Source organism: Rhodoblastus sp. (genome assembly GCF_019449565.1).
Classification (GTDB): domain Bacteria; phylum Pseudomonadota; class Alphaproteobacteria; order Rhizobiales; family Beijerinckiaceae; genus Rhodoblastus.
The window spans coordinates 12731-25436 of record NZ_JAGRPM010000007.1; the positions used below are offsets into that span (position 1 = coordinate 12731).

The 12706-nt window shown below is 64.1% G+C and carries 9 protein-coding genes; 2 read left to right on the forward strand and 7 right to left on the reverse strand.

Annotated features, from left to right (window positions below; translation table 11 throughout):
- Positions 1–59 precede the first annotated feature (59 nt).
- Positions 60–854 (reverse strand): phosphoribosylaminoimidazolesuccinocarboxamide synthase, encoded by a 795-nt coding sequence (gene purC, locus QZ409_RS01155; protein WP_296706216.1) that lies wholly within the window; start codon positions 852–854, stop codon positions 60–62.
- A 295-nt stretch (positions 855–1149) separates the two neighbouring features.
- Between purC and QZ409_RS01160 the strand changes: the two genes are divergently transcribed.
- Together QZ409_RS01160 and QZ409_RS01165 are read left to right on the forward strand one after the other, a co-directional pair.
- Positions 1150–1467 (forward strand): DUF1476 domain-containing protein, encoded by a 318-nt coding sequence (locus QZ409_RS01160; protein WP_296706217.1) that lies wholly within the window; start codon positions 1150–1152, stop codon positions 1465–1467.
- A 54-nt stretch (positions 1468–1521) separates the two neighbouring features.
- Positions 1522–2508: a tyrosine recombinase XerC gene (locus QZ409_RS01165; RefSeq protein ID WP_296706218.1), complete on the forward strand. Its 987-nt coding sequence runs from the start codon at positions 1522–1524 to the stop codon at positions 2506–2508.
- A 119-nt stretch (positions 2509–2627) separates the two neighbouring features.
- Here QZ409_RS01165 and QZ409_RS01170 read toward each other — a convergent pair whose 3' ends face one another.
- From QZ409_RS01170 to sucC, 6 genes are all read right to left on the reverse strand, one after another.
- Positions 2628–4409 carry a chloride channel protein gene (locus tag QZ409_RS01170; RefSeq protein ID WP_296706219.1) on the reverse strand — a complete coding sequence of 594 codons (1782 nt, stop codon included), beginning with the start codon at positions 4407–4409 and terminating at the stop codon, positions 2628–2630.
- 149 nt (positions 4410–4558) lie between these two features.
- Positions 4559–5956 (reverse strand): dihydrolipoyl dehydrogenase, encoded by a 1398-nt coding sequence (lpdA, locus tag QZ409_RS01175; RefSeq protein WP_296706220.1) that lies wholly within the window; start codon positions 5954–5956, stop codon positions 4559–4561.
- A 59-nt stretch (positions 5957–6015) separates the two neighbouring features.
- Entirely contained in the window at positions 6016–7230 is a 1215-nt protein-coding gene (gene odhB / locus QZ409_RS01180) for a 2-oxoglutarate dehydrogenase complex dihydrolipoyllysine-residue succinyltransferase (RefSeq protein WP_296706221.1), read from the reverse strand.
- Between the two features lie 95 nt (positions 7231–7325).
- A complete protein-coding gene (locus tag QZ409_RS01185; protein ID WP_296706222.1) occupies positions 7326–10337 on the reverse strand; it encodes a 2-oxoglutarate dehydrogenase E1 component in 3012 nt (1003 codons plus the stop codon).
- Positions 10338–10536: 199 nt separating this feature from the next.
- Entirely contained in the window at positions 10537–11427 is an 891-nt protein-coding gene (gene sucD, locus QZ409_RS01190) for a succinate--CoA ligase subunit alpha (protein WP_283365683.1), read from the reverse strand.
- Positions 11427–12626, reverse strand: coding sequence for an ADP-forming succinate--CoA ligase subunit beta (gene sucC / locus QZ409_RS01195; RefSeq protein ID WP_296706224.1), 1200 nt, complete (start codon positions 12624–12626; stop codon positions 11427–11429). The genes sucD and sucC overlap by 1 nt, the downstream gene beginning before the upstream one ends.
- Positions 12627–12706 lie beyond the last annotated feature (80 nt).

Genomic DNA, 12706 nt, shown 5'->3' on the forward strand with positions numbered 1-12706 from the left:
GAGGGACTTTCCTTTTCGCCATTGCTCTTTTTGCGGGGCGGCCCTGCCGCCCCGGCGATTTACTGCACCAGTTTCGGGCCGCCGGAATGCGGCTTTTCGTTTTCCTGCATGATGCCGAGCCGGCGAGCGACTTCGGAATAGGCTTCGACCAGACCGCCGAGATCGCGGCGGAAACGGTCCTTGTCCAGCTTGTCATTGGACTTGATGTCCCACAACCTGCACGAGTCCGGCGAAATCTCGTCGGCGACGACGATGCGCATCATGTCGCCTTCCCACAGTCGCCCGCATTCCATCTTGAAATCGACCAGACGGATGCCGACGCCCAGGAACAGGCCGGTAAGGAAATCATTGACGCGAATGGCCAAAGCCATGATGTCGTCGATTTCCTGCGGCGTGGCCCAGCCAAAGGCGGTGATATGCTCTTCCGACACCATCGGATCGTTGAGCGCATCGTTCTTGTAATAGAACTCGATGATCGAGCGCGGCAGCTGCGAGCCTTCGTCGATCCCGAGGCGGGTCGAGAGCGAGCCGGCGGCGACATTGCGCACAACCACTTCCAGCGGAATGATCTCGACCTCGCGGATCAACTGCTCGCGCATGTTGAGCCGGCGAATGAAATGGGTCGGTACGCCGATATCGTTCAGATTCTGGAAGATATATTCAGAAATCCGGTTGTTGAGGACGCCCTTGCCGTCGATCACTTCATGCTTCTTGGCATTGAAGGCGGTGGCGTCGTCCTTGAAATGTTGAATCAAAGTGCCAGGCTCCGGGCCCTCATAGAGCACCTTGGCCTTGCCTTCGTAAATGCGACGGCGGCGGTTCATGGGAAACAACCGATCTTTAAGATGATCCATGGATGCCGCGGCTCCTCCGGGCCTCCTGCGACGGCGGCCAGGTCTCGCAACGGCGACCTTCGCCTGATGGCTCGAGTCGCCCGGATACGAAACCTTTGGCCGCGTTTCTCAGGGTTCCTAGCCCGTTCCGCGCCGGGACACAACCAGTTTCCACGAATCCGGCTTCAGCCGGCTCATTATCACCCGAAAGGCCCATTCCCGCGCGCCCTTCTTGAGGCAACGCAATGCTAGGCAGCGACCTAACGAATCTATATATATGCGCGCACGTAAAAACTGAAACGGGAAGGGAATGCAAATGTCCGGATTCGACAAGCGCGAAGAGGCTTTTGAGAGCAAATTCGCGCATGACGAGGAAATCCTGTTCCGGATCCTCGCCCGCGCCAAATTGACGACCGGGCTTTGGGCCGCCGAGAAGCTTGGCAAGACCGGCGCGGCGGCCGAGGAATATGCGAAGGCGCTCCTCACCCAGGATGTAGCCGGCAACCTCAAATTTGGCGTTCTGGCGCAGATCCAGAAGGATTTCGACGCCGCGGGCGTTGTCCAGTCGGAACACCAGATCGCGCGTCACTTCGAGGAATTCAAGGCTCAGGCCACGAAGGCTGTCAAAGGCTGACCGCAAGCCGGGCGCGGCAAAGGATTATTGACCTTCGCGGGTTAGGCTATCCGCATGGACAAGACCTCTCGACGCAAGGCTCCCGCCGCGCCTGAAACCGCTTTTGCGGGCTCCGAAAAAGATCTGGTCGAGGCCGCGCGCTCCTGGCTGCGCCGCCTCGCCGGCGAAAGGCGCGTATCGCCGCTGACCCTCGACGCCTATGGGCGGGATCTGCGGCAATTCCTCCAATTTCTGGGCGAGCGTTTCGAAGCGCCGCCCAATCTCGCTTTGCTGACGGCCTTGAAGCCGGCGGATCTGCGCGCCTTCATGGCCCGGCGCCGCGACGAAGGCGTGGCGTCGCGCTCGTTGCTGCGGCAACTGGCGGCGCTGCGCTCTTTCGCGCGGCATCTCGGCCGCGAAGATCTCGCCAAGGTCGGCGTGTTCGACAAGGTTCGGTCGCCCAAGGTCGCCCGGTCGCTTCCCAAGGCGCTGCCGGCCGCCAAGGCGCGGGAAATGGCTTTCGGCGAAGGCGACGGCGATGATGTCCGCGCGCCGTGGATTCTGGCGCGCGACGCAGCGGTCCTGGCCCTGCTTTACGGAGCGGGCCTCCGTATTTCCGAGGCCCTGGCGATCAGGCGCGGCGAGGCCCCGACGGGCGCGGTCGATTCCCTGACCATTGTTGGCAAGGGCGGCAAGACCCGCGCCGTGCCCGCGATCCTGCCCGTGCGGAAGGCCGTCGAGGCTTATCTCGAAATCTGCCCTTACAGCCTAGACCCGAATGGGCCTCTCTTCGTGGGCGCGCGCGGCGGACAGTTGTCGCCAAGGATCATTCAGCTCACGGTGGAGCGGCTGCGCGGCGCTCTCGGTCTGCCCGACTCGGCTACGCCTCACGCGCTGCGTCATTCCTTCGCCACCCATCTGCTGAGCCGGGGCGGCGATTTGCGGTCGATTCAAGAACTTCTCGGTCACGCCAGCCTGTCCACGACGCAGATTTACACCTCGATCGACAAGACCCGGCTGTTCGAGGCCTATCGCGCGGCGCATCCCCGGGCCCAAACCTGAGTGTGGGCAATAGCTCGGGGCATCTAAATGCCCCGAGCTATCCGCGCCGACTGGCGCGGCGGCGGCTGATGCCGCCGGGCGCCTCGACTTTTGACGAGTCAAAGGTCGGACAAATAATGTCAGATGCCGAAGGCGCTGCGGACGGCGGCGTCAGCCAGTTCGGCGTAGCGCCGCGCAAGATAGGGCTCTGTCAGTACGCCGAGGGGCGTCCTTGTGGCCGGATCGAGCACGGCGAGCTGGTCCGTTTCGGCCTGGTCGAACAAAGCCATGGCGGTCTTGGCGTTCGTCTGCGGCGACAGCCAGGCGTCCTTTTGCCGCGCGAGAGTCCTGACCCAGCCATCGGCCTCATGCGCGTGGATATGGGCTTCCGGCAGATTGACCATGCCTGCATAGCGGCCCGCCTCGTCGGTCAGAATGACGAATTGCGACGAGCCGAGCGGGTGGCGTTCGCAGAAGGCGTCGATATCCAGCCAGGCCGGCGCGATGGGCGGATCGGGACGCATGAGCCGGCCGACTTGAAGCTCGGCGATCCAGCCGACGTCATTGGCGCTGCGGACATTCTCGCCGCGCAGATGCAGCCGCCAGGTCGAGAAGGAATAGCCGAAGGTGGCGCGCACCATCAGGCTCGCCGCGATGGAAGCCGCGATTACCCCCGCCGTAACCGAAAAATCGGCGGTGTTTTCCAGCACAAGGAAAGACATGGTCAGAGGGCCGCCGACGATCACGACGCCGAAGGTCGCCATGCCGACCAGGACGCAGATGGTCGGGTCCGGAGCGAGCGAGGGCGCCAGTGCGGCCAAAGCGAGCGCGTAAATCTTGCCAAGCGTTGCGCCCATGAAGAGCGAGGCGAAGAACAGGCCGCCGCGAAAGCCGCTCGCCAGCGAAATGAGGCAGGCGACCAGTTTCAAAGCGAGAAACGCGACCAGCACGGCGAGCGGAAAATTGGTCGAAATGTTCAGCGCGAGCGCGCCATGGCCCGCGCCCAGCACCTGCGGCGTGATCGTCGCCAGCGCCGCGACGGCGAGGCCGCCGATCACGGGCCGCGCCCAGACCGGCGCAGGCGTCGCCTGCAGCGCGCGTTCCGAGGCGCCGGCGGCGCGCATGGCGACCACCCCGAGCAGCACCGCGCAGGCCGCAAGTCCGAGCAACGCGGGATAGCCGGCAAATGTCAGCGGCTCCACAGGCGGCGTGCTGATCTGATAAGGCGCGCCGGCCAGGAAACGGGTGATGAGCACGCCGACGATGGACGCGGTAAAGATCGGACCGGCGGCGGCGATGGAATATGTGCCGAGGATGACTTCGAAGGCGTAAAAGGCGCCGGTGAGCGGCGCGCCGAACGAGCCGCCGATCGCGGCCGCTGCGCCGGCCCCGACCAAAAGGCGCAGATCGCCACGGCGCAGGCGCAATTTCTGGCCGATAAAGGAGCCGAGGCTGGAGCCGACTTGTGTGTAGCCGGCCTCCAGACCGACCGAGGCGCCGACGGAATTGGAAATCAGCGTCTGCATTCCCACGACGAAACTGTCGCGCAGGGACATCCGACCCCCGCGCAGGGCGTTGGCTTCGACGGGGTCGACTGGGCCGGGAATGTTCTTCCGAATCCGAAAGGCCTCCATCAGTCCAAGACTCAGTCCCCCGAGCGTGAGCGCGGCGAAAGCGGCGAGCGGCGCGACGCGATCCGACGCGCTCAGCCGCACATCGAAGGGTAGGTTGAAGATCAGGACATGCATGAACATCGCGGCTTCGGTCATCGCGGTGACGCTGACGGCGGCGACCACGCCGACCAGAGCCGAGGCGAAGACCAGCGCCAGTTCATTCGACCGCAACAGGGCGCGAAATTTACGCGCGATCCGCGTCGCCCGGGGCGGCGGCGGGATGGGAGCGGCGAAATCCTGCGGCGGCATGAAATTTTCCGAGGATCGGGTTTTTGATTCGCGGTCGCGAGGCGCGGCGATCTTAGGACGAAGGGCCGCGCAAGCAAATCGGGTCCAGAAAATGTGAAAGCCCGGAACGCCCGGGCTTTCACGTGATTGCGGGTCTCGCGGTCGTCGCTTCACATATGGATGGCGCGCTTCTCGACGGCCATGGCCGCCTCCTTGACGGCTTCCGACATGGTCGGATGCGCGTGGCAGGTGCGCGCGAGGTCTTCGGACGAGCCGCCGAATTCCATCAGCACGGCGGCTTCATGGATCATTTCGCCGGCGCCGAAGCCCAAGATATGCACGCCAAGGACGCGGTCGGTGGCGGCGTCGGCCAGCACCTTCACGAAGCCGTCGGTGTGGCGCATGGCGCGGGCGCGGCCATTGGCGGTGAAGGGGAATTTGCCGCTTTTGTAAGCGGTTCCGTTGGCCTTGAGCTCTTCCTCGGTCAGGCCGACCGAAGCGATTTCCGGATAGGTATAGACGACGCCCGGAATGACCTCGTAATTCACATGGCCATGCTGGCCGGCGAGGATTTCCGCGACAGCCACGCCTTCGTCCTCGGCCTTGTGGGCCAGCATTGGGCCGCGCACGACGTCGCCGATGGCGTAAACGCCGGGGACATTGGTCGCGAAATGGTTGTCGATGATGATCTGGCCGCGCTCCGTCGCCACGCCGAGCGCTTCGAGCCCGAGGCCTTCCGTGAAGGGGCGGCGTCCGATCGCGACCAGCACGATATCGGCGTCAAGAGTCTTGGCTTCGCCGCCGGCCGCGGGCTCAACCGTCACCTTGGCTGCACCCTTGGCCGTCTCGACCTTGGTCACTTTCGAGCCGAGCACGAATTTCACGCCTTGCTTTTCCAGAAGGCGCTGGAACTGCTTGACGGTCTCGACATCCATGCCGGGCAGGATGCGGTCGAGATATTCGACGACGGTGACTTCCGCGCCGAGGCGGCGCCAGACCGAGCCGAGTTCGAGGCCGATCACGCCGGCGCCGACCACGATCAGCTTGCCGGGAACCTTGCCGAGTTCCAGAGCGCCGGTCGAGGAGACGACGATCTTCTCGTCAATGGTCACGCCGGGCAGCGGCGTGACGTCCGAACCGGTGGCGATGACGATGTTCTTGGTCTCGAGAATCTGTTTCGAGCCGTCCTCGGCGGTCACTTCGACCTTGCCGGCGGCGGGGATCGAGCCGGCGCCGAAGAACGCGTCGACCTTGTTCTTCTTCAGGAGGAAGGCCACGCCCTGCACATTGGCGCCGACGGTGTCGTCCTTGTGCTTCATCAAGGCGGCGAAATCGAGCTTGGGCTTGCCGACGACGACGCCGAGCGCACCGATGTCATGGGCGACTTCTTCGAAGACTTCGGAGGCGTGCAGCAGCGCCTTGGAGGGGATGCAGCCGATATTGAGGCAGGTGCCGCCATGGGTCTTGCGCTTTTCGACGACGGCGGTCTTGAGGCCGAGCTGTGCGGCGCGAATGGCGCAGACATAACCGCCGGGGCCGGTGCCGATGACAACGAGATCGTAGGACATAAAATTCTCCGCGAAAAAACATTCCTGCCCGGCGGGGCCGGGCAGGAAGCGGGGTCAAATCAGAGATCGAGGACGAGACGCGCCGGATCTTCCAGCGCTTCCTTGACGCGGACGAGGAAGGTCACAGCCTCCTTGCCGTCGACGACGCGGTGATCATAGGAGAGCGCCAGATACATCATCGGGCGGATCTCGATCTTGCCGCCGATCACGACCGGGCGCTCCTGGATCTTGTGCATTCCAAGAATGCCGGACTGCGGGGCGTTCAAGATCGGCGTGGACATCAACGAGCCATAGACGCCGCCATTGGAGATGGTGAAGGTGCCGCCCTGCATCTCTTCGATCTTGAGCTGGCCGTCGCGGGCGCGCTTGCCAAAACCGGCGATGGTTTTTTCAATGCCGGCGATGGAGAGCGTTTCGGCATCGCGCACCACCGGCACGACGAGACCCTTGTCGGTGCCGACGGCGACGCCGATATGGCAGAAGTTCTTGTAGATGAGGTCGGAGCCGTCGATCTCGGAATTGACGGCCGGGATTTCCTTCAGCGCATGGGTGCAGGCCTTCACGAAGAAGCCCATGAAGCCGAGCTTCACGCCGTGCTTCTTCTCGAACAGGTCCTTGTACTGGCTGCGCAGGCTCATCAACGGCTGCATGTCCACTTCATTGAAAGTGGTCAGCATGGCGGCGGTGTTCTGCGCTTCCTTGAGGCGGCGCGCGATCGTCTGGCGCAGCTTGGTCATCTTCACGCGCTCTTCGCGCGCCGCGTCATTGGCGGCCGACGGAGCGCGGGCGACGACCGGAGCCGGCGCGGCGGCGGCCGGCGGGTTCGCGGCGAAGCCGAGCACATCGCCCTTGAGGACCTGACCGCGCTTGCCCGACCCGGCGACGTCATTGACGTCGATGCCGCGGTCGGCGGCGTTCTTGGCTGCGGCCGGCGAGGGCGGCGCGCCAGCGCCAGCAGGCGCGGGAGCCGGAGCTGCGGCGACCGGGGCCGGCGCGGCGGCGGGAGCGGCGACTGGGGCGGGCGCGGCGGCGGCGGCGCCTTCGCCTATATAGCCGAGCAGGGCGCCGGGCTCGACGGTGTCGCCGTCCTTGGCGATGATTTCGGACAGGGAGCCGGCCGCCGGCGCGTTGACTTCGAGCGTGACCTTGTCGGTCTCAAGCTCGAGCAAGGGCTCGTCGGCCTTCACGGCGTCGCCGGGCTTCTTGAACCAGCGGCCGATGGTCGCTTCGGAAACGGATTCGCCGAGGGTAGGAACGCGGATTTCAGTGGCCATGGGGATCACATCCGCCGCTTGCGCGGCTCAATCAGGAGGGAAAGGCAGGGGCTCCGGCGGTTTAAATGCCTCCGGAGCCCCTGGGGAGGGCAATTTCAGCTTGCGAAGGCGTCGTCGAGGAAGGCTTTGAGCTGGGCGAGATGGAGGGCCATCGTGCCCGCCGCCGTCGCCGCCGAGGCGGGCCGGCCGATATAGCGGGCGCGCTTGCTCTTGCCGGCGGCCTGGGCGAGGACCCATTCGAGATAAGGCTCGACAAAGGTCCAGGTGCCCATGTTCTTCGGCTCTTCCTGGCACCACGCCACTTCGGCCTTCTTGAAGCGCGACAGGCGGGTGACGAGGGCCTTCAGAGGCAGCGGATAGAGCTGTTCGACGCGCAGCAGATAGACATCGTCGATTCCGCGCTTTTCACGCTCCTCATAGAGGTCGTAATAGACCTTGCCGGTGCAGAGGATGACGCGACGGATCTTGTCGTCCTTGACCAGCTTGATCGCCTCATTGGCGTCGGTCTCGGCATGGTCCGACAGCAGGCGGCGGAAATGGCCTTCGCCCGTGAATTCCTCCATCTTCGAAACCACGCGCTTGTGGCGCAGCAGGGATTTCGGCGTCATCAGGATCAAGGGCTTGCGGATGTCGCGCTTGAGCTGGCGGCGCAGGATGTGGAAATAGTTGGCGGGGCTGGAGCAGTTCGCCACCTGCATGTTGTCCTCGGCGCACATTTGCAGGAAGCGCTCGAGACGGGCCGAGGAATGTTCCGGACCCTGGCCTTCATAGCCATGCGGCAGCAGGCAGACGAGGCCCGACATGCGCAGCCACTTGCGCTCGCCGGACGAGATGAACTGGTCGAACAGCACCTGCGCGCCATTGGCGAAGTCGCCGAACTGGCCTTCCCACATGGTCAGCGCGTTCGGCTCGGCGAGCGAATAGCCATATTCGAAGCCGAGCACGGCCTCTTCCGAGAGCATCGAATTGATGACCTCGTAATGGCCCTGGCCCTCGCGGATATGGTTCAGCGGCACGTAGCGCGCTTCGTTTTCCTGGTCGATCAGGACCGAATGGCGCTGCGAGAAGGTGCCGCGTTCGCAATCCTGGCCGGACAGGCGGACGCGATAGCCGTCATCGACCAGCGAGGCGAAGGCCAGGGACTCCGCGGTCGCCCAGTCGATGCCCTCGCCCGTGGCGATCGCCTTGCGGCGATTGTCCAGGAAGCGCTGGATCGTCTTGTGAAGGTGGAAGCCCTCCGGAACCTTGCAGAGCTTCTCGCCATATTCCTGCACCTTGGCGACCTCGATCGCGGTGCGGCCGCGACGCGGGTCTTCCTGGTCGGCGCTGGGGACGGATTTCAGGCCCGCCCAGCGGCCGTCGAGCCAGTCGGCCTTGTTGGGCTTGTAGGCGGCGCCGGCCTCATATTCGGCGTCGAGGCGGGTGCGCCAGTCGGCCTTCATCTTGTCGACTTCGCCCTGGGTGATCAGGCCCTCGGCGATCAGCTTCTCGGAATAGAGCTCGAGCGTCGACTTGTGCGCCCGGATCTTCTTGTACATCAGCGGCTGGGTGAAGGACGGCTCGTCGCCTTCATTATGGCCGAAGCGGCGGTAGCACCACATGTCGATGACCACCGGCTTCTGGAACTTCTGCCGGAATTCGGTCGCCACCTTGGCGCAGAAGGTCACGGCTTCGGGATCGTCGCCGTTGCAGTGCAGGATCGGGGCTTCGACCGTCTTCGCCACATCCGACGGATAGGGCGAGGAGCGCGAATAGCGCGGATAGGTGGTGAAGCCGATCTGGTTGTTGATAATGAAATGGATCGAGCCGCCCGTGCGGTGGCCCTTCAGGCCCGACAGCCCGAAACATTCCGCCACCACGCCCTGGCCCGCGAAGGCGGCGTCGCCGTGGATCAGCAGCGGCATGACGCTGCGGCGGTCTTCCGGGGCGCGGTCCTTGTCCTGATCCTGCTTGGCGCGGACCTTGCCGAGCACGACGGGATCGGCGATTTCGAGATGCGACGGATTCGCGGTGAGCGACAGATGCACCTTGTTGTTGTCGAACTCGCGGTCGGACGAGGCGCCGAGGTGATATTTCACGTCGCCGGAGCCTTCGACTTCCTCAGGCAGGAAGGAGCCGCCCTTGAATTCATTGAACAAGGCGCGGTGCGGCTTGCCCATCACCTGGCAGAGCACGTTGAGGCGGCCGCGATGGGCCATGCCCAGCACGACTTCCTTGACGCCGAGGGCGCCGCCGCGCTTGAGGATCTGCTCGAGCGCCGGGATCATCGACTCGCCGCCGTCAAGGCCGAAGCGCTTGGTGCCGGTATAGCGCACGTCGAGGAATTTCTCGAAGCCTTCGGCCTCGACCAGCTTCTGCAGGATGGCGCGCTTGCCCTCCTTGGTGAAGGAGACTTCCTTGTGAAGCCCTTCGATGCGCTCCTGGATCCAGGACTTCTCGGCCGGATCGGAAATATGCATGAATTCCCAGCCGATGGTCGCGCAATAGGTGCGGCGCAGAATTCCCAGCATCTCGCGGATGGTGGCGTTTTCCATGCCGAGCACATGATCGATGAAGATCTTGCGGTCGTAATCGGCTTCGGTGAAGCCATAGCTCGACGGATGCAGCTCCTCGTGATCCTTCTGCGGATCGAGGCCGAGCGGGTCGAGATTGGCGTGAAGATGGCCGCGCATGCGGTAGGCGCGGATCATCATGATCGCGCGCACGGAATCCTGCGTCGCGCGGTGCAGTTCGGCGGCGGAAATCTCGCCCTTGCCCTCACTGGCGGCCTTGCCCTTGATCTTGTCGGCGAGGGCCTTTTCATTGACTGGCCACTGGCCGTCCAAGGCCGAGACCAGATCGCCCTGCGCGGCGATCGGCCAGTTCGGCCGCTTCCACGACGCGCCCCTGGCGTTTGCGGCGACGGCCTCGCCATCGTCATTCAGGGCGCCGAAGAATTCGCGCCATTCGGGATCGACGCCCGCCGGATTGGCCTGGTAGGCGGCGTAGAGCTGCTCGATATAGGCGGCGTTGCCGCCGAACAGGAAAGACGAATCCGCAAAAGCGATGTTCTGGGGCGAACGACCGGCGCCGCCGCCATTGCTTCCATTGCTGTCTTGACGCGCCATCTTGATATCCTCTCGCTCCGCGCGGCCGTATCGGACGGCGTTTCGCGGGCTCGGGCGGCTTTCCACCCACATTGACGCCGTCTCGGCGCCGTTGTCGCCCGCTTTGCTTGCGGCGGGCTCTTCGTTGTCATCCGATCCGGCGCGGACGCCGGGTCGGATCATTTTTGGCGCGGGCGGCCTGGAGCCGCCGCGCGATCGATCAATTGCCCTTCAGGACTTCGATCAGGGTCGAGCCGAGACGCGCCGGCGACGGCGAAACGCGGATGCCCGCCGCCTCCATCGCCGCAATCTTGTCCTCGGCGCCGCCCTTGCCGCCCGAGATGATCGCGCCGGCATGGCCCATGCGGCGGCCGGGAGGGGCGGTGCGGCCCGCGATGAAGCCGACCATCGGCTTCTTGCGGCCGCGCTTGGCCTCGTCGGCGATGAACTGCGCGGCGTCTTCTTCCGCCGAGCCGCCGATTTCGCCGATCATGATGATCGAGTGGGTCTTGTCGTCGGCCAGGAACAATTCGAGCATGTCGATGAATTCCGTGCCCTTGACGGGGTCGCCGCCAATGCCGACCGCCGTGGTCTGGCCGAGGCCGACCTGCGAGGTCTGGAAGACGGCTTCATAGGTCAGCGTGCCGGAGCGCGAGACGATGCCGACATTGCCCTGGCGGAAGATGTTGCCCGGCATGATGCCGATCTTGCATTCGCCGGCGGTCATCACGCCCGGGCAGTTCGGGCCGATCAGGCGCGACTTGGAGCCGGAGAGCGAACGCTTCACCTTGATCATGTCCTCGACCGGAATGCCTTCCGTGATGGCGACGATCAAGGGGATTTCGGCGTCGATGGCTTCGCAGATCGCATCGGCCGCGCCCGGCGGCGGAACGTAGATCACCGAGGCGTTGGCGCCGGTGGCGTCGCGGGCTTCGGCGACGGTGTCGAACACCGGCAGGCCGATATGCGTGGAGCCGCCCTTGCCGGGCGAGGTGCCGCCGACGACCTTGGTACCGAAATAGGCCAGGGCCTGTTCAGAGTGGAACGTGCCGTTCTTGCCCGTGAAACCCTGGGTGATGATCTTGGTGTTGCTGTCGATCAGGATGGACATTATTTGGCCTCCTTGACGGCCTTGACGATTTTCTGCGCGGCATCGTCGAGATCGTCCGCCGGAATCACGTTGAGACCAGATTCGCTGATGATTTTCTTGCCCAGTTCGACGTTCGTGCCTTCGAGGCGCACGACCAGCGGAACCTGGAGGCCGACGTCCTTGACCGCGGCGATCACGCCTTCGGCGATGACGTCGCAGCGCATGATGCCGCCGAAGATATTGACCAGAATGCCTTTGACGTTCGGGTCGGCGGTAATGATCTTGAACGCCGCCGTCACCTTCTCCTTGGTGGCGCCGCCGCCGACGTCGAGGAAGTTGGCGGGCTCCATGCCATAGAGCTTGATGATGTCCATCGTCGCCATGGCGAGGCCGGCGCCGTTGACCATGCAGCCGATCGCGCCGTCGAGCGTGATGTAGGACAGGTCATATTTGGACGCTTCGATTTCCTTGGCGTCTTCTTCCGTCTCGTCGCGCAGGGCGAGCATGTCGGGATGCCGGTAGAGCGAGTTGGAGTCGAAGGACACCTTTGCGTCCAGGCACTTCAGTTCGCCCTGCTTGGAGACGATCAGGGGATTGATCTCCAGCATGGCCATGTCCTTCTCGACGAAGGCCTTGTAAAGCTTGGCGACCAGCACGCCCGCCTGCTTGGCAAGATCGCCGGACAGGTTCAGCGCCTTGGCGACCGTGCGGCCGTGGTGCGGCATGATGCCGGTGGCCGGATCGACCGAGAAGGTGTGGATCTTTTCGGGGGTCGAATGGGCGACTTCCTCAATGTCCATGCCGCCTTCCGTCGAGACGACGAAGGAGACGCGCGAGGTGACGCGATCGACCAGCGCCGAGAGGTAGAATTCCTTCTCGATGTCGGAGCCGTCCTCGATATAGAGGCGGTTGACCTGCTTGCCGGCCGGGCCCGTCTGGATCGTGACCAGAGTATTGCCGAGCATTTCCTTGACGAAGGTCTTGACCTCGTCGATCGACTTGGCGAGACGCACGCCGCCCTTTTCGCCGGCGGCGGCTTCCTTGAACTTGCCCTTGCCGCGGCCGCCCGCGTGAATCTGGGACTTGACGACCCAGAGCGGACCGCCGAGCTCCTTGGCGGCGGCTTCGGCCTCTTCAACCTTCAGGACCGGAACGCCGCGCGAAACCGGAACTCCGAATTCCTTGAGAACGGCTTTCGCCTGATACTCATGAATATTCATTTGCAGTCCTCATGAATGGGATGGGGCTTGCGCGTCTCCGCCGCGTCAAATTTCGGCGGAAAGGCGCAAGCTTTGGTTTG